Consider the following 26,468-nt stretch of genomic DNA (forward strand, 5'->3'; position numbering starts at 1 on the left):
GATGACGTTCGGACAACGATTTTGGAAAAATAAAACGGCCGTCGTATGCGGCCTGATTCTCTTGCTCATCTTCGTTTGCGCGGCGCTGGCGCCGGTCATCGCGACGAAGGACCCGACGGCGATGGACAACGCGAGCCGCCTGGCGCCGACAGGCAGCGCCCATTATGCGCTCGGCACCGACCAGTTCGGGCGCGACATCTGGAGCAGAGTCGTGTACGGCGCCAAAGTATCGCTCACGGTAGGCATCGCTTCCGTCGCCATCAGCACCGTTTGCGGCGCCGTTCTCGGACTGCTTGCCGGGTACTTCGGCCGCTGGGTCGATACCGTCATCATGCGGGTGATGGACGTGCTGTTCGCCTTTCCGGAAATTTTGTTGGCGCTGGCGATCGTCGCCGCTCTCGGGCCCGGCACTTCCAAAACGATACTCGCCATCGGCATCGTGAACATTCCGGTGTTTACGCGCACGGTGCGCGGCGCGGTGCTGTCGGTCAAAAATTTGGAGTATGTGGAGAGCGCGCGGGCGATCGGCGCGACGACGGGGCGCATTATGTTCAAGGAAATTTTGCCGAACATTCAGGCGCCGCTGCTGGTGCAAGCTTCGATCGCGATCTCGGGCGCGATTTTGACGGAGTCGGCGTTAAGCTTCCTTGGGCTTGGCGTGCAGCCTCCGAACCCGTCCTGGGGCGGCATGATTTCCGAGTCGAGACGGTACATGGAGCTGGCGCCGGGCATGATCGTATGGCCGTGTCTGGCCATGACGCTGACGATTCTTGCGTTCAACCTGTTCGGCGACGCTTTGCGCGATTTGCTCGATCCCAGAAACCGGTCGCGTTAAAGCGGCCGGCCATATCGCCATTCAATCATACGAGGTGAGAAGCGATGGACCTGCGTACGAAGCTGGCGCAGCATGTGGAACGCAGTTTGCTTGAGGGAACCCGCTTGGACGTGTTTCCGAGCGGAGTGTCCGGCATTCGCATAGGCGACGAGCAGCCGGTCGTATGCTCGGCGGGTGTGGAACGATCTGCGCTTTTCGACGTGGCTTCTTTGACCAAAGTAGTGGCCACGCTGCCCGCCGTTCTGCTCGCCATTCAAGCGGGCAAAGCCGGTTTGCACGATCCCGTGATCCGCTGGCTGCCGGAATTCGCTTCCCGGGACGATGCCCGGCGTGAGCATGTAACGTTGTACCATTTGCTGACGCATACTTCGGGGCTTCCGGCGTGGCGGCCTTTCTTCGTCAAATTGAACGGACGGGGCGAGTACGCAGCGGCCATTTGCCGCGAACCGCTCATCGGCGCACCCGGTGCGCAAATCGTTTACAGCGACCCCGGGTTCATGCTGCTCGGATTTATATTGGAGCGCATTTGGGACGCCGAGCTGGAGCAAGTGATATCGTCGCATATCATCAAGCCGCTCGGATTAAGCAGCACCGGCTATAAGCCCGGCCGCGCGGGGCGGCACATCGCTCCGACCGAGAAGGGCAACGCCTTCGAGAAAAATATGGCTTACGACTATATCGAAAAGCTGCAAAACGGCGAGCTTCCCGCAGGGGCGTTCGCTATCGGCAAAGCCGACGTCGAATCGTTCGGCTGGCGCGAAGAAACGATTTGCGGCACCGTTCACGATTGCAACGCCTTCTACGGCCTGAACGGGGTAAGCGGCCATGCCGGGCTATTTTCCGACATTGACGACTTGTTCCGGTATATGGATATATGGCGCTCCGGCTCCGGGGAGTTCATCTCCGAACAGCTGAGAAGCGCCGCAATCCGGCCGCGCGAGTCGTCCGATACGAGCTCGCGCGGGCTCGGGTGGGAGTGCTACGGGGAGCACGTATTCGGGCATACCGGATTCACCGGCACCTCCCTATGGCATCACACGGAGTACCGGCTCACTTGCATTGCGCTGACGAATCGCGTTCATCCCGCGGCCAGAACTGGCATCCAGCAGTGGCGCGGGCAACTCAGGGAGAGCTTGCTTTCTTCCTTTACTTCTTAGTATAAGGGGCATGTTCATGGAACCGTTATTGGACATCCGTAATTTGCACGTGCAGTTTGGAGATAAGAACGATAGGGTGACGGTCGTCCGCGACATCAGCTTCCACGTAAGTCCCGGGGAAATTGTCGGCATCGTCGGCGAGTCCGGCTGCGGCAAAAGCGTCACCAGCATGTCCATCCTGCGCCTCTTGGGCAAAAACGCGAAGGTGGAAGGCGAAGTGCTGTTTCGCGGAGCCGATCTGCTGCGCGCTTCCGAGAAGGAGATGCGCAAGCTGCGCGGCAACGGGATCTCGATGATTTTCCAGGAGCCGATGACTTCGCTGAACCCTTTGCATACGATTGGCAAGCAAATCGCCGAGCCGCTGAAGCGGCACCACAAGCTGCCCAATGCCGAAGTCAAACGCCGCGTCATCGAGCTGCTGAACGAGGTAGGCATTCCTCGTGCGGAGGAAATTTATTACGACTATCCGCATCAGTTGTCCGGCGGGATGCGGCAGCGGGTCATGATCGCCATCGCTCTGGCGTGCGAGCCGGAGCTCATTATCGCCGACGAGCCTACAACTGCTTTGGACGTCACCATTCAGGCGCAAATTCTCGAGCTGATGAGAAAAATTAGCCGCGAGCGGCAAACTTCCTTCTTGTTTATTACGCACGATCTCGGCGTCGTGGCGGAGATGTGCGACCGGGTCATCGTCATGTATGCAGGACAAATTGTCGAGCATCGCGAAGTAGATCGGTATTCGCCGACCCCCGCCATCCTTACACGGCCGGATTGCTGCAGTCGATACCCGATATGGCCGCCGACCAGGAACGGTTGAATCCGATTCAGGGCAACGTCCCTTCGGTTCGCAGCATGCCCGCGGGCTGCCGCTTCGCGCCCCGCTGCAGCAAGGCGATGGACATCTGCAAGCAGGAGCCGCCGATGGTCGCGTCAGGAAGCCATGAGTGCAAATGCTGGTTATATGCGGATAAGGGGGAGCGGCAATGAAAGCCTTACTCGAAGTCAAGGGGCTGACGAAGCATTTCCCCCTGCAGGCAGGATTCGGCAAGAAGAAAGCTTCGCTGAAAGCCGTCGACGGCATCGATCTTACCGTATATGAAGGGGAGACGCTCAGCATCGTCGGCGAATCGGGCTGCGGCAAGTCGACGACCGGCCGCTGCATGCTTAGGCTGATCGAGCCGACGTCCGGCCAGCTCGTGTTCGACGGGCAAGATTTGACCGGCTTGTCGGCTGAAGCGATGCGGCGCAAACGGCGGGATATGCAGCTTGTGTTCCAGGATCCGTTCGCTTCGCTCAATCCGCGCAAGACGATTCGCCAAATTTTGCTCGATCCGCTCGTCGTGCACCGCGTCGGGAACGCTGGAGAGCGGAAAGACCGGGTGAACTGGGTCATTGAGAAGGTAGGGCTGTCGGCCGATTACTTGGACCGTTATCCGCACGAGTTTTCGGGCGGACAGCGCCAGCGGATCGGCATCGCCCGCGCCTTGATTTTGCAGCCGAAGCTTATTGTCGCGGACGAACCGGTGTCGGCTTTGGACGTGTCGATACAGGCGCAAATTTTGAATTTGCTCCAGGATCTTCAGCAGGAATTCAAGCTGACGTATATATTCATTTCCCACGATTTAAGCGTCGTCAAACACATTTCCGACCGGGTCGCGGTCATGTATTTGGGCAAAATCGTGGAGATCGCCGACAAGGGGACGCTGTACCGGGAGCCGCAGCATCCGTACACGAAGGCGCTGCTGTCCGCCGTGCCATTGCCGAATCCGAAGCTGCGCAAAGAACGGATCGTGCTGAAGGGAGATTTGCCCAGCCCGTCGAATCCCCCTGCCGGCTGCACGTTTCATCCGCGCTGCGCGTATGCGACCGACGCGTGCCGCATGGCGGCGCCCAGGCTGGAGGAGAAGGCGGAGGGGCATTACGTTTCGTGCCATCTAGTCGACAAGAGGTGATTGCGTGTTAAATGGAGGACTCATCAGCATCAGGGCGATACTGGATCAACTCCATCCCTCTGAGCGAAAAACGGCGGAGTTCATCCTGGACAATCCGCGCGATGTGGTGCAATGTTCGATTCAAAGGCTGGCGGAGCTAAGCGGCGTATCGGAGGCGACCGTCACGCGGCTGTGCCAGAAGCTGAACATGAAAGGCTTTCAGGAGCTGAAGATGCGCATTGCCGTCGATCTTTCTTCGGCGCAAACGTCGTCCGGCGGCTATGAGGAAATCCGGATGGGGGAATCGGTCGACAACATCGTGCAAGCCGTAAGCAACAACAACAAGCAGTCGATCGACGACACGATCGCCGTGCTGTCGATCGACGAAGTGAACAAGGCGGTCGATGCGCTATCCGCCGCGAGGCGAATCAACATTATGGGGCACGGCGCCTCGTTTCTGATCGCGGCGGACTTGCAGCATAAACTGGTGCGGGTCGGACGCTGGTGCGAAGCGTATCCGGATTTTCACGGCCAGCTCACGTCCGCCGTCACGATGCAGCCGGGCGATGTCGCGTTCGGCATTTCGTACTCCGGCAAAACGATTGAAATCATCGAGGCGCTAACCGAAGCGAAAAAACAGGGAGCAACCGTCATCACCTTGACCAAATACGGCTTGTCGCCGGTCGCCGAGCTGGCGGATATTCGCCTGTTTACGAATTCCGCCGAGCAAAACATCCGCAGCGGGGCGACGGCGTCGCGGATCGCGCAGCTGAACGTCATCGATATCGTCTATACGGCTTATGCGAGCAGGCAAAACGAGCAAGTGATCCCGATTCTGGAGAAGACGCGGATCGCCATTAGCCGGACTAGGAAAAATTGACATAAGGGGCGCCCCAGTAGCGGACGCCCCTTATTATTTTGGCTATGTTAATCAATCTGTTGATTTTCGATAAAAAAGAAACCGCCTAATGGAAAGGCGGCTGATTTAGCTATCAGTTATCGTTTATTATTTTGAAATGTCAATTATAAAAGAAGTAATTTCCTTAATTTTTGTTTTGTTTAAACTGCTATTGAAACGATATATATTACAGAAAGCGTAGCTAATATTGCTTTCGAGTTTTAGGATGCCGTTTAAAGAACCGGAATATCCGTGCGTTATTATATTGCTAATAACTAACTCCGTTGGCTTTTTGTCAATCAGTTTTTCAAGCATTCTGAAAACTTGAGCCTTACCCTGTAATACGTTGCTGCCGATAAAATTCCATTGGATATCTTCTATAATGGTCTCCGTAATAAAGCCGATATCGTTGCAAACAAAGGCAACATTAAACGCTCTAAGTAATTCTTTTTTTGGCGCGTTTCCACAATCTTCTGCACAAATAATTTTCACTTGATCGTATCGAATGTTGTCCTCTGACATACTTCACTATCCCCCTCAATCAAAAGTGATCGTCTTCGACCTTAGGTAAATCATCTCCGAACAATGATATTACCCTCATTATAGAATATTTGTTCGCCATCATCAAATATCAACAATAAGTTTTAATATAGCCATTATTTTAAAAATAGGGTAACTTCATCTAATTTATGTCATAATAAACAAAACGCCTGTTCAGATTCGGAAGAAGGGAGTTTTGACGGAACATGCAAATATCCGATTTTTTGTTCCCCAAAAACAAAGTGGCCTATATCGTCTCTTCTGCTACTATGCAGGAGGCCATGGACATGTTGGAGAAAAGCCAATATACGGCAATACCTGTCATTGACGAGGAGGGGAAATACGTCGGGACGCTGTCCGAAGGCGATTTATTTTGGAAAATGAAGCATACTTCCGGATTGACTTTCCAAAACTTGGACACCGTCAAAGTTTATGAAATTAAACGCCGTATCCATAACGAATGCGTCTCGGTAAAAGCCGATCTGGACGATATGCTTCACTTGGCGGCCGACCAGAACTTTGTTCCCGTCGTAGAGACAAGCAAATCTTTATCGGAATTATCCGTCGCAAAGACATCATTGAGTACTACACCAGCAATATCACCGATTGATGGCTCGAGTTCAGCTGATTTCAAAAAAACGAGCAGCCGCTCCGCAAAAAAAAGCCGACCGCACTAAGCGGCCGGGCTTTTTGCTGGCGGGAAACGTGAACGTCTTGCTCCAATGGGTGCCGTCCGATGTCGTGTACAGCACCGACGGCTGCGTGTTGTCGTTGATAATCCACCAGCCGTGGGTGGCGTCGGCCATCGCCAGCAGGGCGCCGGCGTTGCCGGGGAGCTCGGATTTGCCGTTCACCCACGTTTTGCCGCCGTCCGTCGTATGGCCGACCGTGTTCGGCTTGTCGCAGGCCGGGCATTCTCCGCCCATATACGCGGTTTTGCGGTCGACGACGTAGAGCGGTCCCGGTTTGGAGCCAGCGTTGTTCGGTCCGCCGCTGTATCCGAGAGGGAACCCGGGCGCCGGGCCGCCGCCGGCCGTCGATTTGGCCAATACCGTCTGCCAGCTTTTGCCGCCGTCGGATGTGTGAAACAGCGAGTAGGACGTTTGCGTCATGCCGGAGTCTCCGATCCATTCCACCCAGGCGTCGTCCGTGCCGGCCGAGCGAATGACCGCGCCGTTAAGATGCGACACGAGCTTGCGGCTCATGATGGGGTGCCACGATTTGCCGCCGTCCGTCGTCCGCTCGACGATGCCTTCGCCGCCATTTTGCACGACCGCCCAGCCCACTGATTTGTCGTGGAAATACGCTTCGCCGACGATATGTTCCGGAACGGGCAAATCGCGCCAACTTTTGCCTCCGTCCACCGTTATGGCACCCGCGCTGAAAGCCTCGTTCTTCGATACGAAATGCAGGAACCCGACCGGCGCCGTCCCCGCTGCAGTCCAATGCTTGCCGCCGTCCGTCGTGGCGAGCAGGCCCGCCTTCTCGGTAACAGCCCAAGCCTCCTTGGCGTTCAGGGCGAACAGCTCGCGAATGGTGCCGCCGCCAACGTACTGATTGTGCCAATGCTTGCCGCCGTCGTCGGTGCGGGCGATCCATCCGTTGCCGCCGACCCAGCCGACCTGCGCGCTCGCTATCCGGACGGCCGTGATCGTGCCGCTGATGCCGCCGGCTGCCTCGGCACCGCCGGATGCCGCCTTCCCGCCCGCCGGAGCTGCACTGCCGGATGTCGCGGCCGTGCCGCCGGTTTTGCCGTCGCCGGAACTTGCCGCGGAATCTGCGGCAGACTGCGATGCCGAGCCATCCGATGAAGATGGCGGCGTTCCCGCTGCGGCCGAGGGGGCAGATGCATTGCCGGCCTCTCCCGTTTTTGCGTTGCTCACCGCGCTTTGACAGCCTGCGGGAATGAGCAGCACGGCCAAGAGCAGGGCACATGCTTTTCGATGTAAATGAAACATAAGCATTCCTCCTTTTCTCTTAGACACCCCGGCCGGAAAAAAGGTTGCCGGAAGTGCGACCCAATTATTCCCGAAGCGTCAACTGATTTTTGCGATACAGCTCCTCGACGAAGGCGCGCGTTACGGCAAATGCTTCTTCAGGCGTATCCACGACTTCCGCAATATAAGCGTCGTCCGGGAACTGATCGTCGACGCCGGGTATTTTAATCCGGTCCCCGTAGCTGTTCACCGTTCCGTGCAGGCGCATATGGTCGACGAAGGCGAACAGCGGCTGCCAAAATTCGCGATGCACGAAAATCGCTTTCGTCCGGCGCCTGCGCAAATGGCCGGTGGAAATTTTCGACAGCAGCTCGAACACTTCCCAAGCGGTGCCGTATCCTCCGGGCCAAAACAACACGACATGGGAATAGTTGATGAGCACCCCTTCGCGAATAGAGAAATTGTTCAGCCGCAGACGCTGATTGGAATAGACGGAATAGCTGTCCCGCAGGTCGAACAAATCGTCAAGCCCGAATTGGCAATCGATCCCGATCACATGGGCATGCTGGCTGCGCGCTCCTTCCGCCGCCGCCTGCATGATGCCAGGCCCGCCGCCGGTGCACAAAGGAACGTAGCAGCCGCCGAGCGCTTCCTTTTGCTCATGTGCGGAGTAATAACCCCATAGCTCGCCGAACTTTTTGGCGGAATTCCAATAAGCCGTGCTTCTGTCTTCAATGTTTTGGTGGCGGGCGAGCCGGTGCTCGATTTTGGCCAGACGCTTCTCCAGCAGCTGTTTGCTGAAGGCATCCGTTTCTCCTTCCATACGCTGCTTACATCCGCTCGCATGCTCGCCGACGATTTGCCGCTTAGACTTAACGGCCGATTTCGAGGAAATGCTCGCTGAGCCCATCACAGTAATGACGCCGTACTTGGCTTCATAATCGAATAAAATTCCCGCCGCGTATACGTCCGCAACGCTGTCCTCATTGCTGAGCGTGCGGTCGTTTGGAACGTAAGAAGCTCTAACCCCCGAAACGACGAAAGAAGCCATGCACACGGACGGCTTATAATGCTTCCAGGTGACAACGAAGCCCGTCTCGTCGACATTGTACGTTACTGCATCGCCGTTTCCTTGAATGTTGCTGACCGTGAGGCTGTAGCTTTTCGTTTGCATGGGGTCGAACGGATCGAACGTAATCGGCTCTTCGAACGTAATTTTTGCCGTAGCAGCCATCGTATGTTCAATCCACCAGTCTGTACCCGATCCTCGCCAGCGATCTTCGGACGGTTCGTAAATAATCGTGCCGCGCAGCTGAATTCGATTCATAAGACGCCAACCTTTCTTGCTGCTATTGCCCTGCATTTGAATTAGATTATCCAAAATATGGATGGATATGCGTCATCAGAATTACCACCGCGCCTGTGGAGGAGCTGCACGTTCGAGAGTGCGGCTGCAATCGACATAGAACGGGTAAACCGGGTCATTCTCACCGCGCACAGCATCATCCGCCTGCTCAGCTCCACCCGCGGCGGGCGGCGGTTCCTTGGCTGCTATCCGGCTAATGGCTATATTTCTCCTTGCCGAGCTGATGAACAGAGCAAGCATCGTGCCGATGATCAGCGAAGCGACGACAGCATATGGAATCGAGTTTGATTGCACAGGCATTCATCCTCCTATGAAAATCGCTTTTTTCATAGGTTAACGGATGAACATGGCAAAGTCTCGCGAAAGCCGGTGTCGTTTCGTGTCACGGTCAGGCGGATGCAAGGACAAAAACGGCGCCGCAAGCCGGCGCCGTCTTCATAGGCATATCAACATTTTGGATACAGGTTCCGATATATGTGTTACATCTCTAACAAAGAAGGTTGGCGCGATGGAGCATCCGTTCTCGGCGATGAATGAACACAAGCTGATCAAAGAATACATGCTGCTGTCCAAAGTGCACCAAAATCTCGCAGCTCTGGCGATTTACAACCCCGATTTGGAGAAGGCCGTCCGGGACGTAGACGCCGATTTGAAGAAAATAAAAGGCCAGCTGTTTTTTCGTTACCGAAACCACCGGCGCGTCGATTTGGGCTCCGTCGTGTTCACCGGCTCAGAGCTGCAATCCAGAATGGAGAAATACATTCATCCGGGCGCCTTGCCTTGAATCGGCTCGGCTTCCCGGTTTCCGACGTTCCGCCGGGCGGTCAGCAGCACGCTCCCGTCGCCAAACGCGCATTCCGCCGTCAGGCAGAACGGAGTTTCCACATATCTCACCGTCAGGACAAGCGTAGTCGCATCGCGCCAAGTCATGGAGGCGTGAAGCGGCTGATCGTCTCTCATCCATAAGGCGGACGTTCCTTCGAGCCATTCGTTCCTGCCGAAATCGACCGCATGCTCCCCCTGTTCGTTCCGGAATCGGACAACAGCCCGATCCTCCAGAAACTGCACGGCAATCGTAAGCAGCTGCGCCGAATTCGGCTGCTCCAGCTCATACACCGTGCCCGAAACGGCCTGCTCCAGCTCCGCGGCCGGCTCGTGGCGCGGCGGCTCCAGGCTGAGCCGCTCGAGCGCTTCGCCGAGCGCCGCGCACGCAGCTTCATCCTGCGGCAGCGGTTCGGATTTCATGCCCGGAAGCAGCCGCTCCCAAATTTCATCGAGGACCGGCTGCATGTCGCCGAGACCGGAGGTGATGGCGATGACGGCGTCCTGCTCCGGCATGACGACGCAGTATTGGCCGAACGCGCCGTCTCCGCGGTAAGCCCCGTGCCGGCAGCGCCAAAATTGATAGCCGTACCCTTGCGCCCAGTCGATGTTTTTGTTCGGCTCGTTGGAAATGTGCTTGGATGTCGCTTCTTCCACCCAGGCTTCGCTCAGCAGGCGGCGGCCGTTCCAGAGCCCTTTTTGCAAATAGAGCTGACCGAATTTGGCGATGTCCTCCGTCCTGATTTTCATGCCCCAGCCGCCGACGTGAATGCCGCGCGGACAGCTTTCCCACGTCGCGCCTTCGATCCCGAGCGGCTCCAGTAGCCGCGGCTGCAAGTAAGCGAGCAGCGTCGTTCCCGTCACTTTTTGCAAAATGGCGGAAAGCATATACGTCGCGCCGCTGTTGTAGACGAAGCGAGTGCCGGGCTCATGCTCGACGGGAAGCTGGAGGAAGCCATGCACCCAGTTGCCTGATTCCGTCATCCGCGCCGTCGTATCTTCGGCATGGCCCGTGCCCATCATAAGCAAATGGCGAACCGTCATCGCAGCCAAATGCGGCGGCGGCTCCGCTGGAGCTTCCTCGGGGAAAAAGGAGACGACCCGATCGTCCAAAGAGAGCCTCCCCTCTTCCACAAGCAGCCCGATAGCCGATGAAGTGAAGCTTTTGCTCAACGAAAACAGCATGTGCGGCCGCTCCGGCGCATACGGACGCCACCAGCCTTCGGCGACTACGTGGCCGTGGCGCACCAGCATAAAGCTGTGGAGCTCCAGGCCGCGGTCTTGAACCGCTTTCAAAAAACTCGCTACCGCGCCGGACGCCATTCCTTGCAGCTCGGGCGTGCTGCGGGGCAGTTGCTGAACGGTCATCGCTAAAGTCTCCTTTCGATTAACAAAATTGGTGATCCTTTCCTTGCCAATTATAGCAGCACAGCCCATGCTTTGAACACTATTTCCTCGTCCTCAACGGCAACCCTTATCGCCGCGATCCGCAAACATAAAATCTTCCCGGCAAAAAGTGGCAGGACGGTTGACACGAATTTGATCCGGGTGGTAGCATACGAAATATCCCGACTGATCCAGTTGGAATTACGGGATGCAAATCGAACAGTTGTTGACCGTACAAACGGAGACACGCCGCTACAGGCCGTGTCTCCGTTTCATTTTCCAAACCAAAGGAGTGTTGAGCATGAGCGGCAAAAGCAAAGGGCAAGATGTCGAATTCGGATGGTTCATTCCGACGACGGGGGACGGCAAGTATGTCGGGACCGAGCCGGAACGGGAATCGACAGCGGACTATATGATCGAGGTGGCGCAGACGGCGGAGCGGGCGGGCTTCACGTTTGCGCTCATCCCGACGGGCGGAAGCTGTCTCGATGCCTGGATCGTCGGCGCGGCGATCGCCACCCATACCCGCGTCCTCAAGCCGCTCGTCGCGATGCGGCCGGGCCTTATCGCCCCGGTGCTGGCCGCGCGCATGGCGGCAACGCTCGATTACGTGTCCGGCGGGCGCGCTTTGATCAACGTCGTCACCGGCGGCAGTCCGGGCGATTTGCTGGCGACAGGCGATCCGCTTGCGCATGCGCACGACGAACGGTATGAGCGCACGCTCGAATTTTTGCAAATCGTGAAAGGCGTATGGGTCAATTCGGCCGGGCAAAAGCACGGCAGACTGGCCGGCGAGCAGCCTTACCAGAGCGCGGAACGCCTCCATTTTCAAGGAAAGCATTACACTATCGACGGCGGAGCGAGCTTTCCGGCTCCCGTACAGCAGCCCCATCCGCCGCTCTATTTCGGCGGGAGCTCGCCGGCCGGGAAGAAAACGGCGGTGCAAACCGCGGACGTATACTTGATGTGGGCCGAGCCGCTGCCGATGATCAAGGAGCAAATCGACGAGATGGAGCGGCTGCGCGCCGAGCTGAAGGCCGAAAGCGGCATCGACCGGACGATTCGTTACGGACTGCGCGCGCAAGTGCTCGTCAGGGAAACGGAAGAGGAGGCATGGCGCGAAGCGCGGGACATTATCAGCAAAGTGGACCGCGATGCGCTGGATAGCTCGGCCAAACGGTTCGCCGAGACGGACGCCACGAATCAGAAGCGGCAAAACGAGCTGCGGGAACAATCGAAGGAGAACGACTATGTGCTGGCGCCGAACTTGTGGGCAGGACTATCGATCGTGCGCGGCGGCGGGGCGATGCTGCTCGTCGGAACGCCCGAGCAAGTGGCAAACCGTCTGCTGGAATACGTCGAGCTGGGCATTTCCTCGTTCATCCTGTCCGGGTATCCGAATCTGGAGGAAGCGCGCTACACCGGCGAATTGCTGCTGCCCGCCGTGAAGGAAAAGCTGGCGGCGAGAAGCCTCGAGCCGAGCGTCTAAGCGGCCGAGCGAAAGGAGCGCAGCTATGAGCGAACAGCTGCTTAACGTGCGTCTGCCGCACAAAACGTTCCGGACGCCGCAAGGGGAGTCCGTCACAGCTTTGCACAATATCGATCTGCGCGTTCGGCGCGGCGAGTTCATTACGCTTATCGGGCCAAGCGGTTGCGGCAAAAGCACCTTGCTGAAAATTATGGCCGGCCTCGATACGGAGCATGACGGGGAAGTGCTGCTGGAAGGGAAGCCGGTAACGAAGCCGGGCATCGATCTGGGCTTCGTTTTCCAGGAGCATCGGCTGTTTCCGTGGCTGAGCGTGGAGAAAAACATCGCCGCCGACCTGTCTTTGCGGCAGCCCGAAGTGCGCCGCAGGGTGAGCGAGCTGGTGGAGCTCGTCAAGCTGCAAGGCTTCGAAAAAGCGTATCCGCGCCAGCTGTCCGGCGGGATGTCGCAGCGCGTCGCCATCGCCCGCGCGCTGCTGCGCAGCCCGAAGGTGCTGCTGCTCGACGAGCCGTTCGGCGCTTTGGACGCTTTCACACGCTCCCATCTGCAAGAAGTTACGCTCGATATATGGGACAACAACCGCACGACGATGATCCTCGTCACGCATGACATCGATGAGGCAATTTATTTGGCCGGCCGCGTCGTCATTATGGATGCGAGACCCGGCACGATCCGCAAAACGATTCCCATCGACCTGCCGTATCCGCGCAAAAAAGCGTCGTCCTCGTTCCAGGAGCTGAGAACGATCGTCCTGCGCGAATTCGAACGGGTCGAAGAGCTGGAGCTTGTGGACAGCTCCGGCATATGAAGCGTTACGGCAGGAAAGCGAGGAGAAGTTATGAATCAGGCTGACATCATTCAGGCGCCGGGCGATGCGCTGATTGGCGAAGCGAAGAAGGACGCCGCCACATCCGCAGCGCATAAGAAGGCTTACCGTTCGGAACTGCGGGAAAACGGGAAGGGGAAAGCCGCGCTACGAGGCGCGCTGTTCCCGCTCGTCCTCTTGGCCGTCTGGCAGCTGTGCGGCTCGTTCGGGCTCATTTCCGCAACGTTGCTGCCGACGCCGGCGGATATCGCGAAAACTTTCTATGAGTTATTGATAAGCGGCGATCTGTTCCGGCATTTGGGCGTCAGCATGGGGCGCGCGGCGCTGGGCTTCGTTTTGGGCGGGGCCGCCGGGCTGCTTATGGGCCTCGGCGTCGGCCTGTTCCGGAGGCTGGAGCAGACCGTCGATCCTTCTATTCAGATGCTGCGCACGGTGCCGCATCTGGCGATTACGCCGCTGTTTATTTTGTGGTTCGGCTTCGGTGAATTTTCCAAAATTTTACTGATTGCACTCGGAGCGTTTTTCCCCTTGTACATCCAGACGTTCCAAGGAATCCGCAGCGTCGACGCGAAGCTGTTCGATGTGGCGCGGGTGCTGGAATTCAGCCGGAGCAAGCAGGTGACGAAGCTGGTGCTGCCGGCGGCGCTTCCCCACATTTTGCTGGGGCTGCGGCTGTCGCTCGGGGTCGCCTGGCTCGGCCTCGTCGTTGCGGAATTGATGGGGTCAAGCGAGGGGATCGGCTACTTGATTATGGATGCCAGGCAGTTTGCGCAAACCGCCACCGTCTTTGTCGGCATCGCCATATTCGCCGTCGTCGGCAAGGCGACCGATTCGCTCGTGCGGCATTTGGAAAAGAAGCTGCTCAGATGGCGCGAAAGCTTCAGCGGCTAGTTGTAAACAAACAGGCGGAACAGGTTGTTAACGGGAGAGTGGCATGATGAATAAACGGGCATTGTACTCCGTCGCCATCGCCGTATTGTCGGCAGCGGTGCTGGCCGCTTGCGCCAAAGCGGCCGGCGCGCCGCAGCAGCGGCAAGAGGGGACGGCGAAATCGGCGGGGAAGGCGGCGACGGTCGTCACTATCGGCATTCAAGGGAAGACGGGCATTTTGAACTATGCCAGAGACAAAAAGCTGTTCGAAACGGCGTTTGCCAAAGCGGGTGCGGACGTCGTCTGGAGTGAGTTCCAAAGCGGTCCGCCGCATTTCGAGGCGATCGCCTCGGGCCGCATCGACTTCGGCTCGGTCGGCGGCACGCCGGTCATCTCGGGGCAGGTGGGAGGCGTTGATTTCAAAGCGATTGCGGTCACCGACGACGGAAAACGAGGCAATATGATCGTCGTTCCGAAAAACAGCCCGATCGCCAGTTTGAAAGATTTGAAGGGGAAGAAAGTCGGTGTCGCCAAAGGCAGCAGCGCCTACAATTTTCTTTACATGGCCATCAATCGGGCCGGTCTGAAAGGCGAAGACGTAAACGTCATTCAGCTGCAGCCGGACGAGGCGCGGCCGGCGCTCGATTCCGGGGCGATCGACGCGTGGTCGATATGGGAGCCCTACGCGACGACGGCGGTATTCCAAACCGGCGCGAAAATACTGGTGACCGGAGCGGATTTGAACATCAACGCTCCCAGCTTTCTCGTCGCCCGCACCAAATTTACGCAGGAGCATCCCGACCTGACCGTGCTTTTCCTGAAAACGTACGAACAGGCCCGGGCGTATTACGCCTCCCACCTGGACGAAGTGACGGACCAGTTCGTCGCGACGCAAAAGCTCGACCGCCAAATCGTCAGCGAGGTGCTGAAAAAATCGGCCCCTATTTTGTCGCCGATTACGCCGGATTTTGCCAAAGCCCACCAAGAGCAGGCGGATTTCTTGTACGGGGTGCACGCTATCAATAAAAAGCTGGACGTCTCCAAAGTGCTGGACAGCAAGTATGTCGAGCAAGCGCTGAAGGAGCTTAAAGAAAACAAGTAAGAGGAAGGGGAATTCCATATGGCTCATATCGCGATTATCGCCGGCAGTCCGTCGCAGCAGACGCGCCTGAACGGACTGCTCGGCTTCATCGAGCGCGAATTGGAGAGCGAGGGGCATACGGCAAGCCGGATCCAGGTCCGCGATTTGCCGCCCGACGATTTGATCTATGCCCGCTTTGAAAGCGAGCGCATCGCGCAAGCGAACGCGGAGGTGGAGCGCGCGGACGGCGTCATCGTCGCGACGCCGGTATATAAAGCGGCTTACACCGGGGTGCTCAAAAGCTATTTGGACCTGCTGCCGCAAAACGCGCTTGCCGGCAAGGTGCTGCTGCCCGTCGCCATCGGCGGCACGCTCGCGCACCTGCTCGTCAACGAATACGCGCTGAAGCCCGTGCTTGCGGCGCTTGGCGCCCGCCACATCGTGAGCGGCGTATATGCCGTCGATACCGATGTAACGGCCAAAGAAAACGGCGAATACGAAGTGGCCGAAGCTTTGCAAGAACGGCTTAGCCGCAATGTCCGGCAATTGACGGATGCGCTCCGGCATTGAGCTGTTTAAACGTTTCGTTTTTACGATGCATAATTGTACAAATATTGGAAACCTTAAGTGTTGGCTCTGCCAATAACAGTTGAAGGAGTGCTCATTATGGCCCAGGAATCATGGCTTGAAAGAACGGCGGAAGCCGTAACGAACGCAGCGCAGGCGACAACCGACTTCGTGCAGAACGCCGCGGATGCGACCGGCGATGCCGTACAAAACGCCACGAACGCGACCGGCGATGCGATGCAGAACGCTGTGGACGCGACGCAGGATGTCGCCGGCGGCGTCATGAACGTCAACGATAACGACTGACCCGCAGCAAAAACGCAGCCCCCATCCGGAACCGGATGGGGGCTGCGTTATTGTCGGCATAACCGGCGAGCGGGACCGCCAGCCGTAACGATGATATCGGCAGAAGAGAGGACCCATTTTCATTGTCTGTGGTGCCGCGAAGCGGGGCATGGTTGGCTAACGGGTACAATGAGCTGCAATACATTTACACCTAGGAGCTGCCGCGTGAACAAAACCGGCAGCTCCATTAAGCTATTGGGCAGACATACTCAACAAACTGGTACGCAAGAATGGCTGATTCAACGTGCGGGCTCTTGCAAAATCGTAATCGACTCGCGCGAGCCCGAGCCGTACCCGGTCTCCCGCTTGCTTCGGCTCGTGCAAATGATGATGATAGTCGACGGCAACGACCTTTTGCCCGCCCAGATCGATTTCGTATTCGACACAGTACCCGAGATAAATCGCTCTGGAAATAGTGCCTTCGAACTTGCCCTCGGCGTCGATGCGCCAAAACTCCGGGCGGATGACGCAATCGACCCGGTCGTGCGGCTTCACGGCGAAGCCTGCGTCTTGCGGAATAACCAAGCTTTGCCCGAGCAGGCAGAGCGCGATGTGAGCCGAATCCGCACGCTCGACGACCGCCTCGACGAAATTCGCTTTGCCCATGAAATTGGCGACGAATTGATTGCGGGGTCTCATATAAATTTGCCTGGGGGAGCCGATCTGCTGAATTTCCCCTTTGTTCATAATGACCACTTTGTCCGAAATCGCCATCGCTTCCGCCTGGTCGTGGGTCACGTACAGGCTCGTAATGCCGAGCCGGCGCTGAATTTTGTGCAGCTCGTCGCGCATGTATTCGCGCAGCTTGGCGTCGAGGTTGGACAGGGGCTCGTCGAACAGCAGCACCTTCGGCTCGGTGACGACCGCCCGCGCCAGCGCCACGCGCTGCTGTTGTCCGCCCGAGAGCAGGGAAGGGAGGCGGTCTTTCATTTTGTCCAGATGCATGAGCTCCAGCACCCGGTTGACCCGCTGCGCGAGCTCGGCTTTGGGGACGTTTTTGACGCGCAAGCCGTAAGCGACGTTCTCGTACACGGTCATATGGGGGAACAAGGCGTAGCTTTGGAACACCATCCCGATATCGCGTTTGTTCGGCGGCAAATGGTTGATGTCTTGCCCATTGATGTAAATCGCTCCCGAGGTAGGCGTTTCAAACCCGGCCAGCATGCGGAGCGTCGTCGTTTTGCCGCAGCCGGACGGACCGAGCAGCGTCACCATTTCGCCCGGTTCGATGTCCAGCGTCACACGGTTGACGGCATATACCGGTTCCTCGCCGGAATGGCCCGGGAATTGTTTGACGATATCGGCGAATGTGACTTTCGACGATTGTGCCGTTTCCAAGTTTACGCTCATAGTTAAGCTGTCCTCCTGTTTTCCGTGCGAGTCCGCCCATCAGCAGCTGCAAAATACCCAGAGCGGCCAGCACGATCGCGATCAGGATCGTGCAATACGCCGCTGCCACGCCGAGCCGGCTGCCTTCCACCTGCGAAAGAATCGTAACCGTCATCAAATTCCAATTGACGGAGACGAGGAAGATGATCGCGCTGATCGACGTCATCGATTTGACGAACGAATAGACGAGCGCCGAAAATAGAGCCGGACGCATGAGCGGCAGCGAAATTTTGCGGAACGTCGTGTAGCCGCTCGCTCCGAGTACGGCCGACGCTTCTTCGATCGCCGGATCGACTTGGCGCAAGCTGTTCGTGCCGCAATCAATGCCGACCGGCATGTTGCGGAACGTCAGGCAGATGACGATGATGGCGGCGGTTCCCGTCAGCAGCAGCGGCTTCTCGTTGAAGGCGAGAATGTAGCCGATGCCGACGACCGTGCCGGGCACCGCGAACGTGAGCATGGAGCTGAGCTCCATCCACTTTTTGCCGATAAACTTTTTGCGGATGATCAGATAGGCGATAATCATGCCGAGCATAGCGGTGATCGGCGTCGAGATGACCGACAGCGTCAGCGAATTGACGATCGAATCGAAGCCCCGGCTGACAATATAGGCAAAATTGTTTAAGGTCAGCGAGTTATTGACGCCCCACACTTTGACGAACGCGCCCCAGACGACGGTTCCGTAAAACAGCACGATCGCGCCGGTTACGAGCGTGCAAAAAGCGAACAGCGGCACCACGATGTACCGTTCCCGAATCGGCATTTCGCGCTGGGACGGTTTGCCGGTAACGGTGACGTACGATTTTTTGCTGATCCAATATTTTTGCAGCAAATACGTCGTCATCGCCGGGAACAGGATGGCTACCGCCATAATGGCGCCCCCGCGCAAATCGTACATGCCGGTTATTTGCAAGTAAGCGTTTACAGCCAAAGTGGAGTAATCGCCGGCGATGACCGTCGGGTTGCCGAAATCCTCAATCGATTTAATGAATACAAGGAGGAGCGAGCTGAAAATGCCGGGAACGGCCAAAGGCAGCGTAATCGTGCTGAACACTTTCCAGCGGGACGCCCCCAGGTTGAGCGCGGCATTTTCCACCGATGTGTCGATCGACTCGAGGACCCCTTTTAAATTCATGTAAGCGATAGGGAAAAACGACAGCGTCTGGATGACGACCAGACTGGTTAATCCGTAAACGTTCGAACCTTGCCACCCGAACAGGCCGTGCGTGATGAGTCCGTTGCGCCCGAACAGGAGAATGACGGACAGCGCCATCACGAACGGGGGAGAGATGATCGGCAGCAGCGCAACGAGATGAAAGCACGATTTTCCTTTCATGCTCGTGCGAGTGTTGGCGTAAGCGAATACGAAGCCGATCAGCGTGCTGCACAGCGCGGCGATGACACCTAACCGAATGCTGTTCCAGAACGCGTGAAGAAACGAACGGCTTCCTACGGTACTGGCGATGGCGGACAAATCGAGCCCCGCGTCGCCGAGCAAAGTCACTTTCAACACCTGATAAATGGGATATACGGTAAACAATAGCAATGAGATGAAAATGACAGCGATAAGTGCGAGCAGCCAAGGCTCCTTCCACAGCCGTTTCAGCTGCGAGCCCTGCGCCGAGGCCAGCGAATTCGGTTTCAAGCTTGCGGCGGTATCGTGGTTGCTCAAAATGCTTCTGCTCCTTTCATGCAGGGAGGCTATGGCGCCTCCCCGTTATTTCGCCGCATCCTGCCCTTTGATCTTCTCGTTGAATTTGTTCACGAGCTCTTTGCGTTTCTCTCCGGCCCAGACGGCGTCGTACTTGATCGTTTTGAGATCGCTGATTTTGGTCAGGCCGTCGGACACTTTCGCTTCGGTATTGACCGGAAGGCGGAACGATTTATATTTGTCGTACAGCTCCTGCGCATTTTTGCTGATCGCCCAGTCGATGAACTTCTTGGCGTTGTCCGCTTCCGCTGCCGGCGCGCCTTTAATTAAGGCGACGGCTCCGACTTCGTAGCCGGTTCCTTCTTTCGGGAACACGACCGTGAGCGGATAGCCCTCCGACTTCGGCTTCAAAATGTCGTGGGCGAACGAAATGCCGACCGCCGCCTCCCCGAGTCCCGCTTGCTTCGCCGGCGCCGCACCGGCCTTCGTATACTGGAGCACGTTGGCGTCCAGCTTTTTCAAGTAGTCGAAAGCTTTGTCTTCGCCGTTCATTTGCACGAGCGAAGCCAGCACGGTATACGCCGTGCCCGAGGCGCCCGGATGCGCAATGGAAATGTTTTTCTTGAATTCGGGCTTCAGCAAATCTTCCCACGATTCGGGCGCTTTGACGTTGTTTTTCTTGAGCCAGTCGGTATTGACGGCAAAAGCGAGCGCGCCGACGTAGAGCGGCGTCCAATAACCGTCTTTGTCCAAATATTCCTTCGGCAGCTTATCGACGCCTTGCGGCGTATATTTCTCCAAAAGTCCTTCTTTCGCCGCTGCGACGAACGTATCGGACGGTCCGCCGTACCATACGCTCGCTTGCGGGTTGTTTTTCTCCGCCTGCAAACGGGCGAACGCTTCGCCTGCCGACAGACGGACATACTTCACTTTGATTCCGGTCGCCTTTTCGAATTCGGCGGCGTAATTGACGACTTCCTCTTCCGGATAAGCGGTATACATCGTCAGCTGCTTCGACTCTTTGCCTGCCGCTTTCGGGGCTTCGGCGGGTTTGGCGCTTTCGCCGGCTTTCGGCTCGGCTGCGCCGCCGCCCGGGCTCCCGGCGCCGCACGCGGCGAGGCCGACAGTCAGGAGCAGCACAAGTGCAAGTCGAAAAAATGCGAAACTTTTTTTCATGTTCGAATCCTCCCTTATGTAGAAAAATAGTGCGTATTGCTTATCGTCCGTCTGCCGATTGCCGCCCTGCGATTTCGCGGATAACCGCGGCCAAGGCGTGCTTCTCGTGATGAACCGTAACAGCGTCGGCAACTTCCTTGAGCCGCTCGGCGGCGTTCTCCACGGCGATGCCGAGGTCCGCTTCCTGCAGCATCGAAACGTCATTCATGTTATCGCCGAGCGCAACGGTGTACAAGCCGTCTATTTGCAGCAGGCGCTGCAGCTCCCGAAGGGCGGCCCCTTTGCTCGCTCCTGCGGGCAGCAGCTCGAGGTAGTCGGCGTCCGAATACACGGTTTCGCAGCGGAGCCCGCTGTCCGCAATGATCGCTTCGACGCTCTCCAGCTGCTGCCGGGGGCCGATAAATAAAATTTTCGTAATCGGCTCGTCGATCCACTCGTCCCGCATTTGCCCGCAGCGCACGCCTTCTTTCCGTTCGTGCAGCTCCAGCACTCCGTTGCGGAGCGGGGCGTATACGCCGCCTTGACGGTATACAAGAAGAGCGGTATCGCCGGATAGCCAGCCGGTGAAACGCTTCCAAAGCGGCTGCGGGACGGTCACATGTTTCTCGTAAATGACCGTGCCCGTAACAGGCGAATAAATTTTGGCTCCGTTGTACAAAATGACCGGCAGATCGATTTCCAATTGGCTGATATAGGGCAGGACCGCAGCTTCCATGCGGCCTGTCGCCAGCGTGAACAGCCCTCCATCCGCCTTGAAACGCCTGATGGCGGCCAAGTTTTCCAAGCTGACGGATTGGAAACGGTCCAGCAAAGTTCCGTCCATATCCGTGACGATCAACGTTTTCTTCAAGTTGTCGGCCTCTCTTTGCATGAACGTCGAATGATCAGGTTCGCCTCCAGCAGCTCGGAGCCGGGCAGCGTTTCTTTATCCGCAATCATTTGCAGCAGCATGTGAGCCGCCTTGCTTCCCATTTCCCGGCGCGGCTGCGCCATCGTCGTCAATTGAATCCAATGCAGATCGGCATATTCCAAATTGTCGTACCCGATGACGGAGAGCTGGTCGGGGACCGGTATGCCGCGGATGGCGGCCCATTCGAGAGCGCCGATTCCGAGCAAGTCGTTGGCGGCGAATACGGCGGTCAGCTGCGGATTGCCTTCATGCAGCATCTCCATCGCTTCGCGACCGAATGCGATCGTCCGGCCTCCGGCGACGACATCGGGCTCGGCCGGCAGCAGGCCGTGCTCCCGCATCGTGTCCATATAACCGCGCAGCCTTTCGCTGCCGCTAAACGAAGTCGCGGGCATGCCGATAAACCCGATATTTCGGTGCCCCAAGCCGATCAAGTAATTGACCGCCTCGGTTGCGGCGCGGTAGTGATCGACGTCGACGTAAGGCATCGACAAGCCTTGCGGCGTTCTCCGCCGCAGCAGCACGACCGGCATTTCCAGCTCGGCGAGCAGGCCAGCGAACTCCTCGTCCCAAAAATCGGGCGTAATAATCAGCCCGTCGAACTGCCGCTGGATCGCGTTGGCGATAAATTGCTTTTCCTTGTTCGGATTGCGGTTCGTATTGCCGTAAACGACCTGGTACCCGCGTTCGGACAGCGTCTCCTCGACGCCGTTCGCCATGCTGGAGAAGAACGGATCCGAGATGTCGGGTATCATGAGCCCGATCGTAAACGTTTTTTTCTGAATGAGCCCTTTGGCAATAGCGTTGGGCCGGTAGTTCAAAGCCCGGACCGCCTCCAAAACTTGTTTCTTCGTTTCTTCCGATACGTCGGGATGACCGTTCATCGCGCGGGAAACGGTCGAAACGGAAACACCGAGATGTTTGGCGATATCCTTGATGTTGGCCAACTTCACACCTCCGTCTGAATCTTTTCCACAAACGTTACCGGAAACGTTTCCGGTAACGTTTGCTGTAATCATACTACAACTGTGCAGCGCTTTCAATACAGGTTGGAATTTTTATTGCCGAGGCGTTGCGGGCGGCGTGTAGCCCGAGCGCTGGTTTTTACGTTGCCAGGCTCCGGCAATTATCCGGGGGATCCGGAGCGGGCTCAATCGGAATATTCATGTTGTTGACACGACACCAAACGGTGTCCTATAATCAAAGTGTCACTAAACGGTGTCCAATTAGGGTTAGTCATTTGGAAAGTTTGAAACAATGATGAGGAGGTGGCGAATTAACGGCTTTCCCTTCGTACCGCCAATAGATTTCAAATAGTATTTTGGAGAGGGTGTTGTGAGCGAGAACAACCAGTTGCGGGATGTATTTGACGCGATTGCAGATCCAACTAGACGCCGGCTGATTCGTCTGATAGCGGAGGCAGGGGAGATACCGCTTCATGAATTAACGGCACATTTTCAAATGGGCCGGACAGCGGTATCCAAGCATTTGGCAATCCTGAAAGAAGCCGGACTGGTACTTGACCGAAAAGTCGGCAGAGAAACGCGATTCAGGCTAAACGCCTCTCCGCTCAGAGAAATTCAAGATTGGGTGGCTTTCTACAGCAAGTTCTGGAGTACGAATATGTTGCGTTTGAACCAGCTATTAGAGGAGGAAGAAGAATGAGTTTAACATTAACCTTGGATTTTCAGTACAAGACATCGATCGAGAAGCTTTGGTCCGCCTTAACCGATTCAAGCAAGCTTGCCAAGTGGACCATGGAAAATGATTTTAAGCCTGTCGTAGGACACCGTTTTCATTTTCGCACTCAGCCGGTCGGAGGGTGGAATGGAATTATTGACGGCGAAGTGCTTATCGTGGACGAACCAAGACGGTTGTCCTATACTTGGGTCAGCGCAGGGCAGGAGAACACGGTCACTTGGACGCTGCAGGATTTAGGGGACGGAAAGGTTAACCTTCATCTCGAACAAACCGGAATTTCCAATGAACAAGCACTGGGTGGAGCCAAGTATGGCTGGAGTGCAATGTGCGGCGAGCTTGGAAAGATGTTGGAACAATAACCGCATTCGGTACACAAATATCTCCTTCCCCGACGCTAAATGATTGGGTACGGAAGTTGAACCCTGCTTGACCCGAATCAACATAAGCCGGCTGCTTGCAGTTTGCAGCCGGTTTATGTTGATTCGGACAATGTGATACACCCTGAATATTCGAAAATATGTATCGCACCACTTCCCTCGTTAGAACAATAACATATGCAAGTTCGGGCTGCCCGGCTTTTCAGGCACGATGAATGGTACAATGTGAAAATGAGCAGAAATGAACACAATTGGAAGGGTGTTAATCATGAGCGACTCTAATCAGGAGTATATCGTAATCTCGGGTGCGAGGGAAAACAATCTCAAGAACGTATCCTTGCGCATTCCCAAGCGGAAGATCACGATCTTCACCGGTGTATCCGGATCCGGCAAATCGTCGATCGTTTTCGATACGATTGCCACCGAGTCCCAGCGTCTGCTGAACGAAAACTTCAGCACGTTCGTCCGCAACTTTCTGCCGCGTTTTCCGCAGCCGGATGCGGACGCGATCGAAAATCTCAGCATGGCGGTTGTTGTGGATCAGAAGCGGCTGGGCGGCGGTTCCCATTCCACGATGGGCACGATTACCGATATTTCTCCCATTCTCCGTCTTCTTTTTTCCAGAGTGGGACAGCCCTATGTCGGACCGGCGTTCATGTTCTCGTTTAACGATCCGAAGGGCATGTGTCCCGAGTGCAACGGGATCGGCCGCAGTCTGTGCGTCGACATGAGCAAAGCGCTGGACATGTCAAAGTCGTTGAATGAAGGGGCAATCCTGCTGCCGGACTATGCGGTGAACGGCTGGGAATGGAACATGATCGTGCAGTCGGGGTCCTTCGATCTCGATAAGAAGCTGAGCGATTATTCGGATGAGGAGCTGGAGAAGCTGCTGTACGCCAAGGCGAGGAAAGTGGAGATGAATTTCGCCGGCAAGGCAGTGAATATTACAGTGGAAGGCGTCATTGAGAAGTTCACGGGCAAGTACATCAAGCGGGATTTGAAAACGATGTCTGAGCGCACACAACGAGCTGTTGCGCCGTACATCTCCGAGGGTCCCTGCTCCAGCTGCCACGGCGCGAGACTCAGTCAGGCCGCGCTCAGCTGCAGGATCAATGGACTCAACATTGCGGAGATGTCCTCCATGGAGGTCGGACAGCTCATCCGCGTCATTCGGGAGATTGACGACCCTGTCGCGGCGCCGGTCGTGGGGGCGCTGACGGAGCGCTTGCAGCATCTGGTGGATATCGGACTTGACTACTTGACGCTGGACCGTGAGACGGATACGTTGTCCGGCGGAGAGTCGCAGCGTGTCAAGATGGTGAAGCACCTGAGCGGCAGTTTGGTGGATGTCACTTACATCTTCGATGAGCCCAGCGTCGGCCTGCATCCCCGTGATGTACACCGGTTAAACGGGCTGCTTCAGAAGCTGCGCGACAAGGGCAATACCGTGATTGTCGTCGAGCACGATCCCGACGTGATCAAGGTGGCGGATCATATCGTCGACGTCGGGCCTCACGCCGGCAGCCGCGGCGGTACCATCGTGTATGAAGGAAGCTTCCAAGGCCTGCTGGAGTCAGGTACGCTGACAGGCACCCATATGAAGCGGCCGCTCCGGCTGAAGCACGATTGCAGGCAGCCGTCCGGCAAGCTATCCATCAAGGATGCCACATTGCATAACCTGCGGAACGTGAATGTAGATATTCCAACCGGAGTGCTGACCGTAGTTACTGGTGTCGCCGGCTCGGGCAAGAGTACGCTGATTAACGAAGTATTCCTCAGCCAGCATCCGGATGCGATCGTCATCGACCAATCGGCGGTAGGCGCGTCAACACGCTCGAATCCCGCGACCTACACGGGCATTATGGACGATGTGCGCAAGGCGTTTGCTTCCGCAAACAAGGTGAACCAAGCTTGTTCACTTTCAACTCCAAGGGAGCTTGCGAGAACTGCCAAGGGCTGGGCGTCGTGTATGCAGACCTTGCATACCTCGACAGCGTAAAGCTGCCATGCGAAGTATGCGGAGGCAGACGGTTCAAGGAAGAGGTGCTCGCGTACAAGCTGAACGGCAAGTCAATTGCTGAAGTGCTGGAGATGACTGTGGAGCAGGCGTTGGATTTTTTTGAGCTAAAAGAGGTTGTGCGCAAGCTCCAGGCGATGAGCGATGTGGGGCTGAACTATATTACACTCGGCCAGCCGCTCAGCACGCTCTCGGGCGGGGAATGCCAGCGCATCAAGCTGGCAAGCGAGCTGCATAAGAAAGGCAGCATCTACGTGATGGACGAGCCGACAACCGGCCTGCATATGTCTGATATCGGTCACCTTCTGGGGATTATGAACCGCCTTGTGGATGCCGGCAATACGGTGATCGTCATCGAACACAACCTCGACGTGATCAGCCAGGCGGATTGGATCATCGATATGGGACCGGACGGAGGGAGCAAGGGCGGCCAGGTGGTGTTCGAGGGCCTGCCTTCGCAGATCATCCATGCGGAGCAGTCGATCACGGGAAGATACTTGATGTAACTCAACCTGGAAGCCCTTGAAGCTGCAATTCTCAACGACTTGCGGCGGGCTTCCCGGTATTGGCCGGGCGTCATTCCTTCCTGCTTGCGGAACGAGCGGATAAAATTTTGCGGATTCATATACCGCAGCCGCTCGGACATATCTTTGATCGTCATATCGGTTTCCGCCAACCATTTTTTGGCGATATGAAGCCGGTATGCGAGCAAGTAGTCGCTGAACGTCGTATTCGTTTCTTTTCGGAACACGCCGCTGACATAATTGGAGTTATAGTGCAGCGCGGCCGCGCAAGCCTCGATCGTCAGATCGGTATCGTAATATTTGTGAATCATGTCGACGACCTGCTCGGATATGTTGCGGTACTGGGAATTGTGGCGGTCGCGGAAAATGCCGATGAGCGGCAGCAGCAGCCGGCTCCAGAACCATTCCTCGATTTCGGCGGCGATCTGGATCGCGTGCAGTTCCTCGTACAGGGAGCCGCGTCCGGCTGCACGCGGCTGAGCGGAATGCCTGTTTCCTGCATGACGACGAGCTCACGAAAAACGATCCGGACGGCAACGGCAAGCACGATACGATCGGACTCGCCGACCGCAACGACCTTACTTTCGGCGCGTTCAAAACGTTCAGCTCGTACTTCGGAACGCCCAACAATTGGCGCCTGGAAAACGGCAAGCTGACGCCCGAATTTATGACGCCG

27 protein-coding genes and 2 pseudogenes are annotated in these 26,468 nt (G+C 56.8%); 18 read left to right on the forward strand and 11 right to left on the reverse strand.

Going from position 1 to position 26,468, the window contains the following annotated elements; all coding sequences use genetic code 11:
- Position 1: 1 nt before the first annotated feature.
- The 6 genes from SD70_RS11025 to SD70_RS11045 are packed head-to-tail and all read left to right on the forward strand — an operon-like array spanning position 2 to position 4,803.
- Positions 2–835: an ABC transporter permease gene (locus SD70_RS11025; RefSeq protein WP_041047627.1), complete on the forward strand. Its 834-nt coding sequence runs from the start codon at positions 2–4 to the stop codon at positions 833–835.
- 44 nt (positions 836–879) lie between these two features.
- Complete coding sequence (locus tag SD70_RS11030) at positions 880–1,992, forward strand: serine hydrolase domain-containing protein (protein WP_052487292.1); 1,113 nt, start codon at positions 880–882, stop codon at positions 1,990–1,992.
- Between the two features lie 16 nt (positions 1,993–2,008).
- Positions 2,009–2,809 carry an ABC transporter ATP-binding protein gene (locus tag SD70_RS11035; RefSeq protein ID WP_331436765.1) on the forward strand — a complete coding sequence of 267 codons (801 nt, stop codon included), beginning with the start codon at positions 2,009–2,011 and terminating at the stop codon, positions 2,807–2,809.
- A complete protein-coding gene (locus SD70_RS39765; protein ID WP_331436766.1) occupies positions 2,764–2,979 on the forward strand; it encodes an oligopeptide/dipeptide ABC transporter ATP-binding protein in 216 nt (71 codons plus the stop codon). The genes SD70_RS11035 and SD70_RS39765 overlap by 46 nt, the downstream gene beginning before the upstream one ends.
- Positions 2,976–3,944 (forward strand): ABC transporter ATP-binding protein, encoded by a 969-nt coding sequence (locus tag SD70_RS11040; RefSeq protein WP_041047628.1) that lies wholly within the window; start codon positions 2,976–2,978, stop codon positions 3,942–3,944. The genes SD70_RS39765 and SD70_RS11040 overlap by 4 nt, the downstream gene beginning before the upstream one ends.
- A gap of 4 nt (positions 3,945–3,948) precedes the next feature.
- Entirely contained in the window at positions 3,949–4,803 is an 855-nt protein-coding gene (locus SD70_RS11045; protein ID WP_041047629.1) for a MurR/RpiR family transcriptional regulator, read from the forward strand.
- A gap of 126 nt (positions 4,804–4,929) precedes the next feature.
- Here SD70_RS11045 and SD70_RS11050 read toward each other — a convergent pair whose 3' ends face one another.
- The gene (locus tag SD70_RS11050; RefSeq protein ID WP_041047630.1) at positions 4,930–5,343 is read right to left on the reverse strand and encodes a hypothetical protein; all 414 of its coding nucleotides are present in this window, start codon (positions 5,341–5,343) and stop codon (positions 4,930–4,932) included.
- Between the two features lie 224 nt (positions 5,344–5,567).
- Between SD70_RS11050 and SD70_RS34730 the strand changes: the two genes are divergently transcribed.
- Entirely contained in the window at positions 5,568–6,038 is a 471-nt protein-coding gene (locus SD70_RS34730; RefSeq protein ID WP_041047631.1) for a CBS domain-containing protein, read from the forward strand.
- On the opposite strand, the gene SD70_RS11060 is transcribed toward SD70_RS34730, so the two are convergent.
- The 3 genes from SD70_RS11060 to SD70_RS11070 all read right to left on the reverse strand — a co-directional run bounded on the left by SD70_RS11060 (position 5,982) and on the right by SD70_RS11070 (position 8,964).
- Complete coding sequence (locus SD70_RS11060; protein WP_052487293.1) at positions 5,982–7,319, reverse strand: WD40/YVTN/BNR-like repeat-containing protein; 1,338 nt, start codon at positions 7,317–7,319, stop codon at positions 5,982–5,984. The two genes, SD70_RS34730 and SD70_RS11060, sit on opposite strands and share 57 nt — an antisense overlap.
- A 64-nt stretch (positions 7,320–7,383) precedes the next feature.
- Positions 7,384–8,625, reverse strand: a complete 1,242-nt coding sequence (locus tag SD70_RS11065) for an LOG family protein (RefSeq protein ID WP_197080997.1) — start codon at positions 8,623–8,625, stop codon at positions 7,384–7,386.
- Positions 8,626–8,706: 81 nt separating this feature from the next.
- A complete protein-coding gene (locus SD70_RS11070; RefSeq protein WP_156157979.1) occupies positions 8,707–8,964 on the reverse strand; it encodes a hypothetical protein in 258 nt (85 codons plus the stop codon).
- Positions 8,965–9,172: 208 nt separating this feature from the next.
- On the opposite strand from SD70_RS11070, the gene SD70_RS11075 reads away from it, so the two are divergent.
- Positions 9,173–9,448 carry a hypothetical protein gene (locus tag SD70_RS11075; RefSeq protein WP_041047634.1) on the forward strand — a complete coding sequence of 92 codons (276 nt, stop codon included), beginning with the start codon at positions 9,173–9,175 and terminating at the stop codon, positions 9,446–9,448.
- On the opposite strand, the gene SD70_RS11080 is transcribed toward SD70_RS11075, so the two are convergent.
- Positions 9,427–10,854 carry a serine hydrolase domain-containing protein gene (locus tag SD70_RS11080; RefSeq protein ID WP_041047635.1) on the reverse strand — a complete coding sequence of 476 codons (1,428 nt, stop codon included), beginning with the start codon at positions 10,852–10,854 and terminating at the stop codon, positions 9,427–9,429. The two genes, SD70_RS11075 and SD70_RS11080, sit on opposite strands and share 22 nt — an antisense overlap.
- A 319-nt stretch (positions 10,855–11,173) precedes the next feature.
- Between SD70_RS11080 and SD70_RS11085 the strand changes: the two genes are divergently transcribed.
- The 6 genes from SD70_RS11085 to SD70_RS11110 all read left to right on the forward strand — a co-directional run bounded on the left by SD70_RS11085 (position 11,174) and on the right by SD70_RS11110 (position 16,008).
- Positions 11,174–12,361, forward strand: coding sequence for an LLM class flavin-dependent oxidoreductase (locus tag SD70_RS11085; RefSeq protein ID WP_041047636.1), 1,188 nt, complete (start codon positions 11,174–11,176; stop codon positions 12,359–12,361).
- A 25-nt stretch (positions 12,362–12,386) separates the two neighbouring features.
- Positions 12,387–13,166 carry an ABC transporter ATP-binding protein gene (locus tag SD70_RS11090; protein ID WP_041047637.1) on the forward strand — a complete coding sequence of 260 codons (780 nt, stop codon included), beginning with the start codon at positions 12,387–12,389 and terminating at the stop codon, positions 13,164–13,166.
- A 30-nt stretch (positions 13,167–13,196) separates the two neighbouring features.
- A complete protein-coding gene (locus SD70_RS11095) occupies positions 13,197–14,075 on the forward strand; it encodes an ABC transporter permease (protein ID WP_041047638.1) in 879 nt (292 codons plus the stop codon).
- Positions 14,076–14,118: 43 nt separating this feature from the next.
- Entirely contained in the window at positions 14,119–15,156 is a 1,038-nt protein-coding gene (locus SD70_RS11100; RefSeq protein WP_082053265.1) for an aliphatic sulfonate ABC transporter substrate-binding protein, read from the forward strand.
- An 18-nt stretch (positions 15,157–15,174) separates the two neighbouring features.
- A complete protein-coding gene (ssuE, locus tag SD70_RS11105) occupies positions 15,175–15,705 on the forward strand; it encodes an NADPH-dependent FMN reductase (RefSeq protein ID WP_041047640.1) in 531 nt (176 codons plus the stop codon).
- A gap of 96 nt (positions 15,706–15,801) precedes the next feature.
- A complete protein-coding gene (locus SD70_RS11110; RefSeq protein ID WP_041047641.1) occupies positions 15,802–16,008 on the forward strand; it encodes a hypothetical protein in 207 nt (68 codons plus the stop codon).
- 231 nt (positions 16,009–16,239) lie between these two features.
- Here SD70_RS11110 and SD70_RS11115 read toward each other — a convergent pair whose 3' ends face one another.
- Genes SD70_RS11115 through SD70_RS11135 form a run of 5 tightly spaced genes read right to left on the reverse strand, consistent with a single transcriptional unit; the run spans position 16,240 to position 22,120 of the window.
- Entirely contained in the window at positions 16,240–17,289 is a 1,050-nt protein-coding gene (locus SD70_RS11115) for an ABC transporter ATP-binding protein (RefSeq protein WP_197080998.1), read from the reverse strand.
- Positions 17,195–19,108 carry an ABC transporter permease gene (locus tag SD70_RS11120; protein ID WP_231571154.1) on the reverse strand — a complete coding sequence of 638 codons (1,914 nt, stop codon included), beginning with the start codon at positions 19,106–19,108 and terminating at the stop codon, positions 17,195–17,197. Before SD70_RS11120 ends, SD70_RS11115 begins: the two co-directional genes overlap by 95 nt.
- Positions 19,109–19,153: 45 nt before the next feature.
- On the reverse strand, positions 19,154–20,263 hold the full coding sequence (locus tag SD70_RS11125) for an ABC transporter substrate-binding protein (protein ID WP_041047642.1): 1,110 nt from the start codon (positions 20,261–20,263) through the stop codon (positions 19,154–19,156).
- Positions 20,264–20,303: 40 nt separating this feature from the next.
- On the reverse strand, positions 20,304–21,113 hold the full coding sequence (locus SD70_RS11130) for a Cof-type HAD-IIB family hydrolase (protein ID WP_197080999.1): 810 nt from the start codon (positions 21,111–21,113) through the stop codon (positions 20,304–20,306).
- Entirely contained in the window at positions 21,110–22,120 is a 1,011-nt protein-coding gene (locus SD70_RS11135) for a LacI family DNA-binding transcriptional regulator (protein WP_041047643.1), read from the reverse strand. The genes SD70_RS11130 and SD70_RS11135 overlap by 4 nt, the downstream gene beginning before the upstream one ends.
- A 388-nt stretch (positions 22,121–22,508) precedes the next feature.
- Here SD70_RS11135 and SD70_RS11140 point away from each other — a divergent pair, with 388 nt between their 5' ends.
- The 3 genes and pseudogenes from SD70_RS11140 to SD70_RS11150 all read left to right on the forward strand — a co-directional run bounded on the left by SD70_RS11140 (position 22,509) and on the right by SD70_RS11150 (position 25,774).
- Positions 22,509–22,838, forward strand: coding sequence for an ArsR/SmtB family transcription factor (locus SD70_RS11140; RefSeq protein ID WP_041047644.1), 330 nt, complete (start codon positions 22,509–22,511; stop codon positions 22,836–22,838).
- The gene (locus tag SD70_RS11145) at positions 22,835–23,233 is read left to right on the forward strand and encodes an SRPBCC family protein (protein ID WP_041047645.1); all 399 of its coding nucleotides are present in this window, start codon (positions 22,835–22,837) and stop codon (positions 23,231–23,233) included. The genes SD70_RS11140 and SD70_RS11145 overlap by 4 nt, the downstream gene beginning before the upstream one ends.
- Before the next feature lie 286 nt (positions 23,234–23,519).
- Positions 23,520–25,774 (forward strand): annotated as a pseudogene (locus tag SD70_RS11150) (ATP-binding cassette domain-containing protein).
- A 101-nt stretch (positions 25,775–25,875) separates the two neighbouring features.
- Here the strand turns inward: SD70_RS11150 and SD70_RS37895 are convergent.
- Positions 25,876–26,103: pseudogene (locus tag SD70_RS37895) on the reverse strand (helix-turn-helix transcriptional regulator); the annotation flags it as partial.
- On the opposite strand from SD70_RS37895, the gene SD70_RS37900 reads away from it, so the two are divergent.
- Complete coding sequence (locus tag SD70_RS37900) at positions 26,095–26,448, forward strand: hypothetical protein (protein ID WP_231571155.1); 354 nt, start codon at positions 26,095–26,097, stop codon at positions 26,446–26,448. The pseudogene SD70_RS37895 and the gene SD70_RS37900 sit on opposite strands and share 9 nt — an antisense overlap.
- Positions 26,449–26,468 lie beyond the last annotated feature (20 nt).

Origin of the sequence: Gordoniibacillus kamchatkensis (assembly GCF_000829455.1) — a bacterium.
Taxonomy (GTDB): domain Bacteria; phylum Bacillota; class Bacilli; order Paenibacillales; family NBRC-103111; genus Gordoniibacillus; species Gordoniibacillus kamchatkensis.